At 52.4% G+C, this 16,664-nt stretch carries 12 protein-coding genes; 4 read left to right on the top strand and 8 right to left on the bottom strand.

The window, feature by feature from the left end:
* Position 1: 1 nt before the first annotated feature.
* From CYQ09_RS15115 to CYQ09_RS15100, 4 genes are all read right to left on the bottom strand, one after another.
* The gene (locus CYQ09_RS15115; RefSeq protein WP_106746236.1) at positions 2–829 is read right to left on the bottom strand and encodes an adenylate/guanylate cyclase domain-containing protein; all 828 of its coding nucleotides are present in this window, start codon (positions 827–829) and stop codon (positions 2–4) included.
* Between the two features lie 29 nt (positions 830–858).
* The gene (locus tag CYQ09_RS15110; protein ID WP_106746235.1) at positions 859–2,004 is read right to left on the bottom strand and encodes an FIST signal transduction protein; all 1,146 of its coding nucleotides are present in this window, start codon (positions 2,002–2,004) and stop codon (positions 859–861) included.
* 69 nt (positions 2,005–2,073) lie between these two features.
* Positions 2,074–4,320: a pyridoxal phosphate-dependent decarboxylase family protein gene (locus CYQ09_RS15105; protein WP_106746234.1), complete on the bottom strand. Its 2,247-nt coding sequence runs from the start codon at positions 4,318–4,320 to the stop codon at positions 2,074–2,076.
* 173 nt (positions 4,321–4,493) lie between these two features.
* Positions 4,494–5,207, bottom strand: coding sequence for a Crp/Fnr family transcriptional regulator (locus CYQ09_RS15100; protein ID WP_106746233.1), 714 nt, complete (start codon positions 5,205–5,207; stop codon positions 4,494–4,496).
* Positions 5,208–5,390: 183 nt separating this feature from the next.
* Between CYQ09_RS15100 and CYQ09_RS15095 the strand changes: the two genes are divergently transcribed.
* The 3 genes from CYQ09_RS15095 to CYQ09_RS15085 all read left to right on the top strand — a co-directional run bounded on the left by CYQ09_RS15095 (position 5,391) and on the right by CYQ09_RS15085 (position 11,256).
* On the top strand, positions 5,391–6,599 hold the full coding sequence (locus CYQ09_RS15095) for an efflux RND transporter periplasmic adaptor subunit (RefSeq protein WP_239495968.1): 1,209 nt from the start codon (positions 5,391–5,393) through the stop codon (positions 6,597–6,599).
* A gap of 2 nt (positions 6,600–6,601) precedes the next feature.
* Positions 6,602–9,718, top strand: coding sequence for an efflux RND transporter permease subunit (locus CYQ09_RS15090; RefSeq protein WP_106746232.1), 3,117 nt, complete (start codon positions 6,602–6,604; stop codon positions 9,716–9,718).
* Between the two features lie 170 nt (positions 9,719–9,888).
* The gene (locus tag CYQ09_RS15085) at positions 9,889–11,256 is read left to right on the top strand and encodes an FAD-dependent oxidoreductase (protein ID WP_106746231.1); all 1,368 of its coding nucleotides are present in this window, start codon (positions 9,889–9,891) and stop codon (positions 11,254–11,256) included.
* 12 nt (positions 11,257–11,268) lie between these two features.
* Here the strand turns inward: CYQ09_RS15085 and CYQ09_RS15080 are convergent, their stop codons facing one another.
* Positions 11,269–12,312 carry a glycosyltransferase family 2 protein gene (locus tag CYQ09_RS15080; RefSeq protein WP_106746230.1) on the bottom strand — a complete coding sequence of 348 codons (1,044 nt, stop codon included), beginning with the start codon at positions 12,310–12,312 and terminating at the stop codon, positions 11,269–11,271.
* A gap of 166 nt (positions 12,313–12,478) precedes the next feature.
* Between CYQ09_RS15080 and CYQ09_RS15075 the strand changes: the two genes are divergently transcribed.
* Positions 12,479–13,342: a hypothetical protein gene (locus CYQ09_RS15075; RefSeq protein ID WP_106746229.1), complete on the top strand. Its 864-nt coding sequence runs from the start codon at positions 12,479–12,481 to the stop codon at positions 13,340–13,342.
* An 84-nt stretch (positions 13,343–13,426) separates the two neighbouring features.
* Here CYQ09_RS15075 and CYQ09_RS15070 read toward each other — a convergent pair whose 3' ends face one another.
* The 3 genes from CYQ09_RS15070 to CYQ09_RS15060 form a co-directional block, all read right to left on the bottom strand.
* Positions 13,427–14,965, bottom strand: coding sequence for a tripartite tricarboxylate transporter permease (locus tag CYQ09_RS15070; RefSeq protein WP_106746228.1), 1,539 nt, complete (start codon positions 14,963–14,965; stop codon positions 13,427–13,429).
* 12 nt (positions 14,966–14,977) lie between these two features.
* Complete coding sequence (locus CYQ09_RS15065; RefSeq protein WP_106746227.1) at positions 14,978–15,409, bottom strand: tripartite tricarboxylate transporter TctB family protein; 432 nt, start codon at positions 15,407–15,409, stop codon at positions 14,978–14,980.
* Positions 15,410–15,495: 86 nt separating this feature from the next.
* Positions 15,496–16,485, bottom strand: coding sequence for a Bug family tripartite tricarboxylate transporter substrate binding protein (locus tag CYQ09_RS15060; RefSeq protein ID WP_106746226.1), 990 nt, complete (start codon positions 16,483–16,485; stop codon positions 15,496–15,498).
* Between the last annotated feature and the right edge of the window lie 179 nt (positions 16,486–16,664).

The following is a 16,664-nucleotide window of genomic DNA, read 5'->3' as shown; positions in this document are numbered from 1 at the left end:
TCTATAACACCGCGGGCCGCAGCACATCCACCGGTCCGCGGCCTTTTGCTTCGATCGATCCAAGTGGTTCATACCCTTCTTGGTCGATCAACAAATCATACGTGCTGCGCGACAATAATATCTCGTTCACGCCACAGCCTGCAACGACGCGCGCTGCGGTATTCACGGTATCGCCCCAAATATCGTAGCTTAAACGATCATAGCCAATGACCCCGGACAACACCGGCCCAGAGTTGATCCCGATCCGAATTTTCCACCCGGGCGCATCAGCAGCTAACCCAAAGGGTCGTATGTTTTTGACAAATGAAAGAAAGTCCCGAGCTGCGTCAACCATACGGGTCGCGGATTTTGGATCTTCATTCAGGCCTGACACACACATATACGCATCGCCGATTGTTTTCACCTTTTCGACAACGTGATTTGCGGCGATACGATCGAATTCTGAATAATACTGATCCAAAATCTGAACCAGTATCAACGGATCAAGTGTTTCCGCATGTGCTGTAAACCCAACGAAGTCGGCAAACATGACAGTTGCCTCTTCGTAGCGGCGCGGAACCACGCCGCCAGTTTGCTTTAATTCAGATGCAACGGACGACGGCATAATGGATTTTAACAGATGATCCGTGCGTTCTTGTTCCTGTGTCAGCTTGGTATTCGCAACCTGTAGTGCAGCTTTGGCATCTTCGACCTCTGCTAGAACGCGCCGTTGGAATGATTGACCTGTATCAATTAGGTGTTCTAATTCGGCACGCCGTAGTTCCGATTTAGCCAAAAGTCGTTTGGTACGAAGCAATTCCCTATCACTATTTGCGAGACCGTCCGACATGGGCTGGAACTCACTCCTATTTCTAAATTCTAGGGCGTACCTAATAACACCGCGACAAACGCATTCGTGTGTGTCAAAGGCTGGCCACCATTAAAGTCGGGTGCGATTTCACCGTAACAGTAAAAACCTGCTGTCGGAACGTTTTCTCCGATAACATTCTTAATGGCCGCATATTCTTCGCCGGTGCGTGTCCCAAGCGTCGCACGGCGTCCTGCACAAGAAAACAACAGTGCAGCATCAACTTTCCCTTCACCGAAACCAGCAAATGCTTGCCCAACAGAATTCCGGGCCGCATCCACAATTTCTTCGCGTGATGCCGTCGCAAGCTGTACCATACTGTCCTGCGCAACAGGGTTCACCATGTGAATAGCCCCAGTATCAGCATCAAAGTTCAGCGGTGAGCTAAGGACGAGCGATTGCCGAGTCTCGTCTTGAACAGCGAGTGGGTAAAAGATCGATGGTTGCTGCAAATAGTCAGCATAAAGGTCTGCAGCAGGACGGTGATCAATCTGATGGACGACAGGGCCGTCTGCCTTGGTAACTGGATGGGATTGGCCCAACGGTGTGTAGCCGGTCGAAACACCCGTCGAGATGACAAGTGGCCCGTGCAGCATCAAAACGACAACAGCATCGCTTGTGACAACGTCACCGCACATCTGACGCGTGCCTTCAAAACGCAACTGATCACCAGCGGCACCACCGACAACGGGCACATCTGCACCTACGGCACTCCGTATCCCTTCAACAAGATGGTGGATATTTGTTCCCAAACCTTCCAGCAACGAAATGCAAAGAGACGGCGCAATTTCTGAACTTGACTGTGCCATCGCAACCGCATCTTTGGCAGCCGTCAGAGGGTCAGCAATTGCATTGCGTCCAATTCCAACGGTGAACTGAATGCTATCGGATGCGAACAGAGTAATAACAAGGCTGTCTTCTAAAAAGCCCTCACCACCTGCGATCTCACCATCGGTAGTACATCCAACGACCAACAATTCTGGGAAGCGCGCGTTGATTTCCTTGGCAACAACGTCCAAGTCAAAATCAACCCCAGCGTAAACCATTGCAGCTTGCGCGGATTGCCCATCCAGAGACGCGACCGCCATATCCAAAGCAAATTTCGTGGCTTCCCCAGTGTCGGGTTCGTCACTCCATCCGATGACAACCTTCAGCATTCTCCATCCCCCTAATTTGCGGAAGAATGCCAAAGGCTATCTTCCGTTCAATTTTGGATAAGCATCATTTTATTCCCAAACAAGCCCATTTTTTTCCATAATTTCAATAGCAGCAACCCTAGCGACCTCTACAAAACTAGAAACAACCTTTGGTATGTAATTGCCATCTTCGGTTGCGGAAACCCAAGGATCTTGCGTCGTTGAAATCAAGAATGACATGGAAGAACCATTGGTCGGCTTCAGGCCTGCGCGCGCGGCATATGCATCAACAAACTCCTGCCCATAGCTTGGGACATCAAACGCGGATGAAGTGACAAACATCGGCTTGTCCGGCACAACACCGCCATCAAATGTACTAATCGACAGCTTTTGATAAATGGCTGTGTTTAGATGGTTCATAAGGGCAACGTCGGAATTCCAGCCGTCCTTTGTCTTAAAGTTGACCGCATAGGTGACGATGTTTTGGTCTGATCCCAATTCTTGGAACAGTTTAAGCGCGTCTTTGTCGCGTTCAAACAAGGCAACCAATTCATCGTTTTGCGGTTTCACAAAGTGGTCGCGGATATATTTTATTTGACGCGCGACCGTCTCTGCGTCTTCTCCGGCCTTTTGTGCAGGTAGGCGTTGGAAAGGCACCACTTTGATAATGTCGTCGGCACCGTCATGCGTCACCAATTCAGAATACAGACGCTTAGAGTTAAAGATGCATTTCCCCAGCAATTTGCCATAGCCGGATTTGTCGGGGCGGATCATCGCATGGGATAGATACACGCCAGCGGCAGCGGCACCGGGTTTAGACCCTTCGATACCGTAAACCCCAACGGTTGGATCAACGCCACCGTGATACACAACAGGCGCGGTAAATGTGATCATGTCCCGCATCGCGCCATTTCGATAGCAAAGCGCACCGGCAGGATACGGAATAAACCCGGCCTTATGCGGATCAACTGTCTGCGTATCAGCATGCTGGAATGCGCGATACTGCCGCACAACATAGTCGCTCATTATCATTGCAGGGGTTTGCTCTAGGGCGCCGCCTTGTTTGGGGTCGATCGGCTCTTTGCTGTCACGCAGCATCGACGCGAAATACCCGCCCCAAGCGCCATCCACATGTAACGAAAACTCGAGCCCTTTTTTGCGGAACTCATCACGAAGATCGACAATATCCGCAAGCGGATCAACTGCGCTTTCTTCCGTGGACCCAATGACAGCAACCACCTCGATCACAGGGCGTTTTTTATCTAAGCAATCTTGCAGAACTTCGCGCAAACGATCCATGCGCATACGGCCATCCAGATCGACATCAATACGCCATAACTGATTTGCGCCAAGGCCAATCAATGCCGCGCTTTTGGGCCATGAATAATGCGCCGTCGATGGGGCCAGCACCACCGGGAGACTTTGAACGTCCCTAGATATAAATCGCTGCTGGTATTCAGCTAGACCAAGGTTTTGCACCGAATATTTATCTAATGCCGCCGCAATCGCTGCAGGCGTTACGCCAAACTGAGACTGCATACGCGGCGACAAAGCGATGACGTCATCAATCGCAACATTCAAAAGCTCCCAACAATCTAGATCGAGAAGTTTCTTAGACCGCCCATCAGCAAGCGTGACCTCTACATCTTTTGCAGCCGCAAGGTCGGGTTCATTGCGGATCGCTTCCGCCAAAGTGATTGGCATGTATTTCAAGTTGCGCGCAGCCCACATCGACTCTCCGTTTGCGACGGACCCATCGCAGGTAATATGTGCCCAAGGCGTCGGAGTGGTACTGGTTTGGTCGCCATCTGCGGGAACAGTATACCCCAACATGCGCGCCAAATCTTTCCCCACTTCGATCTCGAGCAGAGTCGTGACGGGCGACGCTTCGGCAGCAACATTATTTTGGTTATACAGCATTGCAGCAAAATAACCGATCGCGCCAGGCATCGTGATATCCCAGTACATATGCGACTGATTGCGATAGCTGGAAAGCGGGATCGAACCGTGCAACGCACCTAGTAGGTCATCAAGCTTGGTATCAAGCGCTGAAATCGTCTCGCGATAGGTATCTGACTTTTTGATTTCAGGCGTAACATAAGCCGGATCACCGAACTGAGCACCATATTCCCGGCGCGCATTACAGTGCGCTTCGACCGCACGCCCAACAGATCGGCTAAGCACATCTTCGTTTTCAGCAAGCGGACCTAGAAACCAGCCTGCCAGCGAAGTAGACCCTTTGCTTCTGTCCAAGTCCATACGACCTTCGCCCTTCTCCTTTTGGTGAAATGCCGAAAGTGTCGATACGATTTTTTTGTGCTTGTCTGATCGGTTCATCTGAGGTCCCGCTGGTTAAATGTCTCAATGAAAACAAACGCACGACATGCGCCCTTCATGGCTTTGTCGTGCGTACTACTGGTTACACGTGGTGTATGCAGACCGGCACACAGCAAATCTGTGCGCTGGGGCACGAGGCCACGCAAAATGAGTCTGATACAAACTGATGCATGCTACTGCGCCGTGCCCTCAGCAGACTCTAGCAAACGATCAAGATCTAGAATGACGACCTTCTTGTGCATTGTCTCGATAATGCCAGCCTTGTTTAACCTTGCGATAGCGCGGCTCACGGCTTCTCTGTTTGATCCAACAAAGTTCGCCATCCCTTCTCGGGTTGGGGCATCGTTAATCACACCGCCTTGGATCAACTGTTCTTGGGCTTGGGCCAATTGCATGAGGCGAATGCTGACCCGTGTTTCAACGCTATGCACCACAAGATCAAAGACACGTTCATTCATGCCCCGTAACTGCGCACCCAAATCTGTCGCCAAATTGACTGCCGTTTGCGGGTGTGCCAACAAAATTTCGCGAAATTTTGCGCCGCTCAACTTTGCAAAAACACAGTCAGCACTGGCGGAAATCGTGATTGAACGCGCTGCACCATCTAATGCTGCAAGCTCTCCGAAATAGCCACCAACAGCGATTTCCGTAAAGAGTATCTCGCGACCATTGTCCGCGACCAACTGACCAATCACGCCACCGGAAATCAAAAAATAGGTCTCGGAAGTGAAATCGCCATGCTGCATAACTAAACGACCACGCGGCGCTGCTATGACATCCATCTTCTGCGCTATCACTGACAGCTCGTCGTCGGAAATACCCGAAAACAGGCTACAATTCGCCAGTGTCCCCGATAGCTTCGCGCGCGCGCGTTGAATATCGTTCATTTAATCTTATTGCACCCAATTAGAGCGCCCCCAAAACACAGTTTACGGGAAACAGCACCACATAGCTAGAACCGAACCGCAAAGAATTCGTGTCAGGAAAACACGCCAAGTTTATTTCAGCTTTCCCGACGGAAACTGCATTTCTATGCGTATTAGTGAAAACACATCGCGTTAGGAACCACCATGAAATCGACTGGTCGCAACTCATTTCAAGGGACATCAGTCACACTGCTTACCTTGTTTTTATTACTTTTCTCTTCCCCTGTTCATGCGCAAGGCATGCCGCCCGGCGGCAACGCACAAGGCCCAACCGAAGTGGGAACAATCACACTCACCTCCGAAGACGTACCTTATGTGCGTACCCTGCCCGGACGCGCTGTTGCATTTGAAGAAACTGATTTGCGCCCTCGCGTCAGTGGCCTGATCGAAGCAATTCTGTACACACCGGGGGCGCCGCTCAAGGTTGGCGACCCTATGTTTAAAATCGAAGATGCATCTTACCGGGCAGCCGTTGCATCTGCTGAAGCCGCCCTTGCAAGCGCGCAAGTGGACGCGACCACGTCAACAGCCAGCCTTGACCGCTATCGCAGCCTACAAAATAGCGCGGCAGTAACGCAGGCCGACTTGCAAGCCGCTGAAGCAACCGCTGCTGCGTCAAAGGCGAACGTCGCCGCGGCACAAGCGGCGCTAGATATTGCGATCCTAGATCTAAACCACACGACCGTGGTTAGCCCAATTGATGGCATCGGCGGCTTACCAGAGATATCCGTCGGAGCGTTAGTCACTGCTAACCAAGCCGATCCACTAGGCAGCGTGACCCGATTGGACCCAATCTATATCGACGTTAGCGATAGCTCTGCTGCACGTCTGCGTGTCCGCGATGGCATCCAAACCGGAAACCTGACCGTTGGCGATAAGCTAGAGATTTCGCTTACGCTAGAGGATGGTTCGGTTTACTTGGGTGAAGGGTCTCTTATCACGCCCGGAACAACTGTTTCGACGACCACTGGTACATTTGATCTAAGAGTGCAGTTCGACAACCCAGACCGTCTGATCATGCCGGGGCAATTCTTGCGTGTCGACATTACATTCGGAACAACCAAAGCCACGCTTGTCCCGCAGCGCGCGACCAGCCGTGCCTCGAATGGCGCATTGACAGCGTTTATTGTACGCGAGGGAACCGCGCAGCAAGTCACACTATCATCGTCAGGCAGCTATAATAACAGTTGGGTCGTGACTGAGGGGGCAGAAGTTGGCGACCTATTGGTCATCGACGGCCTTTCTAATCTTGTAGACGGTGCAGAGGTCACGACTGTCCCGGTTACGATTAATGCTGACGGTGCGGTGATTGACACGCCATCCGGCGCTGACGACACAAACAGAAAGCAATAAACATGGCACGGTTTTTCATTCACCGCCCAGTTTTCGCTTGGGTGCTTGCGATTGTCGTCATGCTTGCTGGCGGTTATTCAATGCTTCAGCTTCCAGTGTCACAGTACCCTGACATTGCGCCAACAACGATCCGTGTCTCGGCATCATATGACGGTGCGACAGCCGAAGCGGTGCAATCATCCGTCACTGAAGTCATCGAAGATGGGTTAACCGGTATTGACGGGCTGCTCTATACCGTTTCGTCATCCCGCCAAGGCAGCGCCAGCCTGTCGTTAACCTTTGACGATAGTGTCGATCCCGTTGATGCGCAAAACACCGTTCAATCAAACGTCGATCAAGTCACTCGTCGCCTGCCAGATGCGGTACAAAGCTCTGGGTTGACCATATCGCGATCGTCGTCGTCCATTCTTTTGATCGGTGCGCTGGTTTCAACCGATGGCCGCTATGACACCATTCAGCTTGGCGACATTCTGTCCTCGACCGTCGAAGGCGCTGTGACCCGGACCGAGGGTGTCGGTGGCATCAACAGCTTTGGCTCTGGATATGCTATGCGTATTTGGCTTGATCCTCTGGGTTTGGCCCAATTTTCGCTTACCCCCACGGATGTCGTCAGCGCGGTTCAGGGGCAAAATACTACGGTATCCGTCGGATCCTTGGGCACCCAGCCAGTCACGCAAGGGCAACAATTCACCGCAACAGTCACGGCCCAAAGCCAGCTGACCACAGTAGCAGAGTTCGAACGCATTCACCTAACGACGACAACAGAAGGCCGGACAGTCCGGCTTGGTGATGTGGCTACCGTCGAAATTGGCCAAGAAAGCTACGGCGGTGATTCACGTTTCAACACCGCGAATGCCGCAGGGTTTGGGGTTAATCTTGCCTCTGGTGCTAACGCGGTCGACACCGCAGCAGCTGTAAGGGAAACCATTGCAGGATTGGAAAGCGCGCTCCCTGATGGGGTCGAGGTGTCGTACGCATATGACACATCACCTTTTGTCGAACTATCAATTGAAAAGGTCGAACATACACTGATCGAAGCAATCGGGCTCGTCTTTCTGGTCATCTTGATCTTTCTGCAAAACTGGCGCGCGACGCTCATTCCTATTATCGCTGTGCCCGTCGTTCTTTTGGGAACCTTTGGGATGCTTGGTGTTCTTGGGTACTCCATCAACACACTGACGATGTTCGCCATGGTGCTGGCGATTGGCCTGCTGGTTGATGACGCGATCGTGGTTGTTGAAAACGTCGAACGCGTGATGCACGAAGACGGTTTAGGCCCATTGGAAGCGACCGAAAAAAGCATGGGGCAAATTACAGGGGCTCTCATTGGGATCGCGCTCGTGCTTTCTGCTGTATTCCTGCCAATGGCATTTTCGGGCGGTTCAACAGGTGTTATCTACCGACAGTTTTCAGCAACAATCATCACTGCGATGGTCCTTTCCGCAGCGGTCGCGCTGATCCTTACCCCCGCGTTATGTGCTACACTATTGAAACCCCATGGTCCCGAAACGGGACTGGCTGCGCCAGCGCGCGCTTTCAACCGTGGATTTGGCGCGGCAACGGATGGATATGTTGCCATCTTGCGCCGCATCCTATTACGCCCATTTGCGATGTTATTGGTGCTTGCAGCCGTCATTATTGGCGCGTGGCAGGTGTATACACGCATTGAATCCTCATTCCTCCCGACTGAGGATCAAGGCGTGCTTATGACAATGATCAACCTAACCGAAGGGTCGACCACCGCGTCTACGCTTGCCGTGGTGAAAGACGTCGAAGACTATCTATTGAATGATGAATCCGAAGCCGTCGAAGCAACCTTTGTGGCCATGGGCTTTGGATTTAGCGGGACTGGCCAGAACGCGGCGATGATTTTCATCAAACTGCGTGACTTTGACGAACGGACAGACGCAAGCCTTTCGGCAACAGCGGTGGCTGCGCGTGCCAACGCAAAATTCGGGTCGTCACGTGCTGGGCAAATTATGTTTATGCAGCCCCCTGCAATTCAGGGCCTCGGGAACTCGTCCGGGTTTTCAATGTATCTTGTTGATCAGGCCTCTGCTGGCACCGATGCATTGTTCGCTGCTGCCGATGAATTGGTCGACCTCGCAGAAGCAGATGGACGCGCGACCAACCTGCGCAACGGTGCATCCGATGACGAAGCGGCGCTCAAGCTGGTTATCGACCAAGAAAAAGCCGCAGCGATGGGCGTTTCGCTATCGGATGTGAACAGCATGCTGGCCACTATCTTTTCTGGGAACTCAGTGAATGACTTCCAACTAGGAACATCGCTGCGCCCCGTTGTTGTTCAGGGCACCGCAGACGCACGCATGCAGCCAGAAGATATTGATCGCTGGTATGCACGTAACAGCAGTGGCGAAATGGTTCCGTTTTCAGCGTTCATCACAACGGAATGGGCGCCGGTTGCCCCCAGCCTTTCGCGGATTGATGGGTTGCAGGCAGTATCTGTTTCTGGGTCCGAAGCCGCGGGTGTATCCTCTGGCGAAGCGATGGATGCCATTGAAGAACTCGTCTCGCAGATGGATGGCGGGTGGGGCGTTGCCTGGACGGATTTGTCCTATCAAGAACGTCAATCCGGCGACGAAGCACCGTATCTTTACGCGCTCTCTGTGCTGGTCGTGTTTTTGTGCCTCTCGGCGCTTTACGAAAGCTGGGCAATTCCATTGTCGGTTATGCTGGCCGTTCCGGTCGGTGTGCTTGGTGCGCTTGTTGCTGCTTGGTTGTTTGGGCAGTCAAACGATGTCTACTTCAAGGTTGCGCTTTTGACGACCATCGGACTGGCGGCGAAAAACGCCATTCTGATTGTTGAATTCGCACGTGAATTAGAAATGAATGGACGCTCAGCAACGCAAGCCGCGTTAGAAGCAGCGCGCCTGCGGTTGCGACCAATTCTGATGACGTCACTTGCGTTTATCCTTGGCGTAACGCCGTTGGCGATTGCCTCGGGTGCGGGCGCGGGCGCTCAAAACGCAATCGGTATTGGTGTGCTGGGCGGAATGCTGGCGGCCACTGTCATTGGTATCTTTATGGTACCGTCGTTCTACGTGATCGTCCGACATTTTTCGAAATCTCCACCAACGTCAACTGAACCACAACAATAGCCGCTCACGGACATAGGACTGGTTTGCACTGATACGCATTTGTTTATCAGTGCAAACCATCTAAAAATACATATACGCCCAATCTGGCGTGCCCAATTCCATAATTGTGGACCTACTAGCGCATGCGGAAATGATGATCATTGTATCGTCACCAACCAAAGAGGCCTATTTTGCCCTGCAAAACAATCACCGAACCCGCCCGCAAAACACCCGTCATTCATACGACGGATGTATTGGTGGTTGGCTCTGGACCCGGAGGTTTAGCCGCGGCATTGGCCGCTGCGCGTTGTGGGGTTGATGTGACCCTACTTGAACGGTTCGGTTGCTTCGGTGGCAACATCACAGTCGTCGGTGTTGAAGGTTTCGCATGGTACCGGCACGAAGCCACGGTCGAGGCAGGTGGCATCGGCCGGGAGTTCGAAGAACGCGCCAAAACCATGGGCGCCGCAGTTCCTGAAAGCCAATCACTTAGCTACGAATTGGATAGCGAAGGTTTTAAGCTTGTCGCTGACAAGCTGATCGAAGAGGCCGGCATTCACCCCATGCTACACCGTCAATTCGTTGCGCCGATCATGGAGGCGAACTGCATTATAGGTGTGATCGTTGAATCAAAATCTGGTCGCGAAGCCATCCTCGCCAGACGCGTGATTGATGCGACAGGCGATGCAGATATTGCACAACGTGCAGGCGCACCAACCATCAAAACCCCGGTCGAAGATATGCAAGCCGCCAGCGTCATGTTTCACGTCGCAGGCGTCGATAAGGCCGCGTTTATGGCGGGTGTTAAATCTGACCCGCAAACTTATCGTGATTGGTCGACTGGCGAGTGGCAGGTCGAATCTGACGGTAAATCAGACGAAATGTTTTCCCCCTTTCTTGCTAAACCATTTGCCCAAGCAATCAACGACGGCATCATCCCCGCCCACCTGAATACCATTGGCGGCACGTGGGGCGCAGTACATGATAGCGGCGAAATGACGTATATGAACCTTGTACATCTTGCGGGTTGTGATGGCACAGACCCCGACAGTATGACCAAATTTGAAATCGAAGGGCGCAAGCAAGCCATGCTCGCCATCGATGCGCTTCGCCACTACACACCCGGCTGCACCGCAATGCGGCTACGTAATTTCGGTATGTCGATTGGTATCCGCGACACTCGCAAGATCGACGCAGTGTATAATATGACCGAAAGCGATGCGCGCCACGAAGGACGGTTTGACGACAGTATCGGTATCTATCCAGAGTTCATCGACGGGTATGGTGTTTTGATCATTCCGACCACGGGCCGCTACATGCAAATCCCCTATCGGTCGATGTTACCAAAAGGCGTTAAAAACCTGATTGTCGCGGGGCGTGCTATCGGCGGAGATCGGATTGCACATGCTGCGACCCGGAACATGGCCTGTTGCGCTGTCTCGGGACAAGGCGCGGGCGTCGCAGCCGCTTGGTCAGTCAAAAACGATTGCGATTTCGCGCATATCGATATCGCGGCGGTGCAAAAAATAATAAAGTCACAAGGCGTGCGCGTGCATTAGTGCGCCTTGTGACTAATCCTTGGGTTTTTCTGCGCTGCGGGCCTGCCCACTATGGTTATAGGTCATCTCGATAAAATCACCCCAATCGTCCCGCGACTTAATGTCCGCAATTTTGGCGCGGTGCCATTCAACGGCGGCAGCGTGCAGATCGTTCAGGACTTTGTCAGATTTCAGCTTTGCCAGCTCGGTCAACATGCCGGGCACATGGTTTAAGATGCTGTAATCACGTTCATAGTTCGCATTCATAGCGTCAAAGTATTCTTGCCCCTGATCCATATTCACATGGTTGGTACGACCCCGATCACGTTTTACCAAAAAGCTGTCTGCACTGCGCACGGCATAGTGATGCAGACGCGCATGATCATGTTTAAAGCCTTTCCATGTACGCCATGAAATCTGGCTTGGGTCTGTGGTGTTGCCGCCCGCATCACGCCATGTGATCCCATCAAAGACTGGCTTCAGGTTTGGATCAGACGATTTGTGGTTTTTAACGCGCGGGCGATGTACCCCCATGCGTTCAAATGCCCCATTATTCCGGAACAGGGTTTTCACACCCGCTTCGCGATAGATGTTGATCTTGTCTTCAGGTGCGCATCCAAAGAACTGTTCGGTAATTGGGACGTCTTCATAGTTACGGCGCGTATCATTTCCAAACAGCTTCCAGCAGATCGAAATCGCATCCGCAGGGCCGCTCGCGTTTACCAAATCTGGCAATGATGTCCCGCAACGAATATTCAGAAACTCATCAACGTCAGCACAGATGACCCAATCCGCTGCGGCGTATTTTTCATGCCGCGGCGCCAAGCGCAGCGCCGCCAATTGGGGGGACAATTCATTTCCGTTCCGGCCGATTTTTCGCTTGTTGTTGTCGATATGCGCAGCAAGTCCCAACTCCTCCAAACGCATCGCAATTGCATCTGTACCGTCATCGCAGCTGTTGGTGTAAATTATGAAATCATCAAAACCGATCGCACGGTTAAAAGCGATCCATTCAAGCATGAACGGCCCTTCATTCTTCATTGTCGTCACAACGAGAAAGCGTTCCTTATCCACCATGCACCTATTCATTTACCAAAGTCAGGAGGTTGTCCCATCTTTGCTACCCTGCATCAAGTAGCTTTCAAACATTGCAACAGCGACCGCAGGCAAGCTTCTTGTGACAAAATCGATCTTCGGCTAGAGATTATTCTCGAATTTAACTATTATGTGACAGGGTAACACTATGGCCGATCTTCCTCCAGTTGGCGCACTTTGGATTGGCGGTTCGCTTACATGGCTTGAACAGTTGTGCCTCAAATCATTCATTGACCAAGGACACCAAACGATTCTGTATACGTATGGTGAAGTTAAAGGCATTCCTGAGGGTGTCGAAGTTCGCGATGCTAATGCAGTTCTGCCGACAGACAGGTTCATTACTCATGAGAAATCTGGCAGCGTTGCTTTATTCTCGGATCTTTTCCGTTTCCACATGATAGCGAAAGACCCTGACATCATTTACGTTGATACAGATGTATATTCGGTGCGACCATTCCCTCGTGGGGAAAGTCATGTGTTCGGCTACGAAACGCGCTCGAGCGAGAAGGGTGAAGGACAGATCAACGGGGCGATTTTGCGGATGCCTTGTGAATCTCCGGCGCTGCAGGGGCTTCTTGAATTCACGAGAGATGAGTATCCCATCCCTGAATGGCTGCCTCGCAAACGTTTAGTTGGCATAAAAGAGCGTGCGGCCGCAGGTAACCCAATGCATGTTTCAGAGATGCCATGGGGTATTTGGGGGCCGCTTGGCGTTACCGCATTTTTGCGACAGACTGGCGAAAACAAATACGCACGTAGTACCGATGTGTATTACCCTGTCCATTTTGCCGACCGTAGGATTTTCCTAAAACGCCCAATGCTGACCCGCAATCATTTGACCGAAGATACACGCTGTATTCACCTTTGGGCACCTATCAAACGCTTTTGTGCATTTATGTATGACGGCATTCCACCAGAAAACAGCTATTTAGATTTACTCTTAAAGAAGCACGATATTGACCCCCGCGAATCTCCGACTATCGCCCAGCATGATCGCGGCATCCTAGAGTAAGGCCCATAGGGCTGCTCGCGACCGCCAAAATCCGGATAGGGAATGGTTTGGGCAGCCATCTTCACGTCTGCCCAAACCGTTACCTTAATCCGAGATTGTGCCTTCTTCGCCCGCTTTTGCGTGCATTTGTGCCTTTACCCGGCGACCAATAACAAGCGGTAGGATAAAGCCGATTATCGCGATCACCCATAGGCCGATAGACAGCGGGCTGTCGATCAGGGTCATCCAGTCTCCGTTTGAGATGGTGATCGCGCGACGCAGGTTGTTTTCCATCGTGTTGCCCAACAGCGTACCCAAGATGATCGGCACCAGCGGCACGTCCAGCTTACGCAAGACCCAGCCCATGATACCAAAGCCAATCATCACCAACAGGTCAAACGATGAACCTGAGATACCGTAGATACCGACGAAACTAACCATTGCGACCACAGGCATCAGGATGCGCGGTGGCACCATCAGCACCCGAGTGAACAAGCCAACCATTGGGATGTTCATCGCCAGCAGCATAAAGTTAGCAATGAACAGCGCTGCAATCAGGCCCCAAACAACGTCAGGGTTTTGGCTAAACAACAGCGGACCCGGCGTGATGTTCAGTGACAGTAGAACCGCCAGCAACACCGCCGTCGTACCAGAACCCGGCACGCCCAGCGCCAGCATTGGCACCAGTGCACCACCGGCAGCGGCGTTGTTACCTGCTTCTGGAGCAGCAATACCACGTGGGTCGCCTGTGCCGAATGTTTTGTCCTTATCGACCAGCCGTTTTTCCATAGAATAGGAAATGAATGACCCGAGCGATGCCCCTGCCCCTGGCAGAACGCCTGCCAAGAAACCCAAACCAGTGCTGCGTAGCATGGTTGGTGTCGTCTGTTTGATCATCGACCAAGGCGGTGTCAAACGACCCACTTTAACCTTTTTCTTGTCAGCATCGGCTGCGCCGTGGCGTTTTTCAAGAAAGATGAACACCTCGGACAATGCAAACAGCCCAACGATCGCAACTAGGAAATCCAAACCGTCGTACAGGTGGACTTCGCCGAATGTGAAACGTGGGACGCCCGTTTGTGTATCCACGCCGATCATCGCAAGCCCAAGGCCCAGCGCAGCAGCGAATGCTGACTTTGCTTGGTTTGTTGATGACACGCCGCCTAGCGTCATAAACGCCAGCGCGAACAACGCGAAATATTCAGCAGGACCAAACAATAGCGCGATTTTCACCAGTTGCGGCGCAAGAAAGATCAGCCCCCAAGTCGCAAAAAACGCACCGACAAATGACGCGATACCAGACAGTGACAGCGCCTGCCCTGCCATGCCTTTTTGTGCCATGGGATAGCCATCAAGACAGGTCATCATCGCAGGTTCGTCGCCGGGAATATTCAACAGGATTGACGAAATCCGCCCACCGTACATCGCCCCATAATAGACCGAAGTCAGCAAGATCAGCGAAGGCGTGGCGCCAAGGCCAAGCGTAAACGCAAGTGGGATCAGGATCGCCACGCCATTTGATGGGCCAAGACCCGGCAGGGCGCCCATAATCGTACCCAAAAAGCACCCAAGTAGCGCAAGCAGAATGTTCTGCCACGTCAGCGCGATGGCAAAACCATCGGCAAGAGACGCAAAAGTTTCCATTTTCAGTCTCCGTTAAAAGCCAAGAGGACCACGTGCGAGCGAAAGCCCCAGCACAAGGTGAAATACAACGTAGATGCCAACCGACGTGCCCAACCCGGTCACGACCGAAGCGATAGGGCCAGAACCCAAACGCCAAGTCAGATAGGTCGCGGCAAGTGCGGTCGCGATGACAAAGCCCAATACGGGTAACAGTTCAGCATAAAGAACCATCACAACAGCGGCGGCACCGATTTCGACCAGCCGATCAAGGCTGGGCCATTCCGGGGCAGCGTCCGGTTTCAAAGCGATAACAAGGGAACTGATCCCAAGAACCGCGGCAACAATAAGGGGAAAGGCCTTTGGGCCAACAGCGTCAGACAGGAAACTTTCTTCGATGGCCAGCGCAGCGAACGCAAAGCTAACAGCAAGAAGGATACCGACAACGCCAAAGATACGATCACTCATGAGGATCTCCTGTAGCGGTGAGTACTTAAAAAGTTGGGGGCGCCCGTTACAGCGCCCCCGGGGGAAGAACGGTCAATGAGTGGCCGTTATTTGATGATGCCGATGTCCTTAGAAATCTGCTGGATCTGCTCAACAGAACCAGAAACAAATTCTTCAAACGCAGCACCTTGCAGATCAAGCGGCGCTAGGCCGTTCGCTGCCATGATGTCTTTCCATTCGTCAGATGCATAGAGGTCTGCAATCTTAGAAACCCAAACGTCATAGGCTTCGTCTGACATGTCGCCCGGTGCGTAGAACCCGCGCCAGTTTGCGCCAATCGCGTCAACGCCTTGCTCAACCGCAGTTGGGAAGTCAGCGAATTCGCCTTCCAGACGCTCTGGTGACAGGACGGCAAGAACACGGATGTCACCGCTGTCTACGAAACCTTTGGCTTCGGAAATATCGCCGGTGAATGCCTGCACAGAACCCGCCAACAACTGCGTTACCGCTTCGCCGCCGCCATCAAATGCGATGTATTTCACGGTACGCACGTCTTCGACACCATAAGCATCAGCCGCGATCAGCACCTTTAGGTGATCCCAACCACCAACGGCAGAACCGCCAGCAACAGAAACCGATGTTGGATCGTTTTTGATCATATCCAGAAGCGCTGGCAAATCAGCTACTTCGCTATCTGCTGCAACAGCAATAACACCATAGTCAGCACCGATTGCAGCCAACCAGCGAACTTCGTCCATTGTGTTGCCAGGGTACGCGCCCTGCGCCAAACGTGTTGCTGTAGCTGCAGATGCTGCAACGATCAGGTCGTTTTCGTCGCTACGCTTGTTAACGACTTCGGCAAACGCAACACCACCGCCACCACCAGCAAGGTTCACAACCTGCATAGTGTGGTCAAGAATGTCCTGCTCTTGCAGTGAACGTCCAACTTGACGGCAAGTAAAATCCCAACCGCCGCCTGGGTTAGCTGGTGCAATGCACTCTGCGTTTTCTGGGGTGTAGCCCTGTGCTGATGCGGCCAACGCGGACGCACCAAAAATTGCTGATGTGACAGCAATACGGGTTGCCTTGAAAATCATGTGATAACTCCTCCACACATATATATCACCCGGGCCATAAGGCCGCCCGGTGCCATAGCATTCGCACTGCATTTGCAGTCTCCTCGCGAATGACTATGAGTAATGGATAGGAGGCCAAGCTGTCATGAACCTGTCACGCACCACAAAATGCGGTCGGTGATCATACCTTGGGGGGAAAG

This window comes from Yoonia maritima (assembly GCF_002933395.1).
Taxonomy (GTDB): Bacteria; Pseudomonadota; Alphaproteobacteria; order Rhodobacterales; family Rhodobacteraceae; genus Yoonia; species Yoonia maritima_A.
This window is presented reverse-complemented; position numbering and strand designations above follow the sequence as displayed.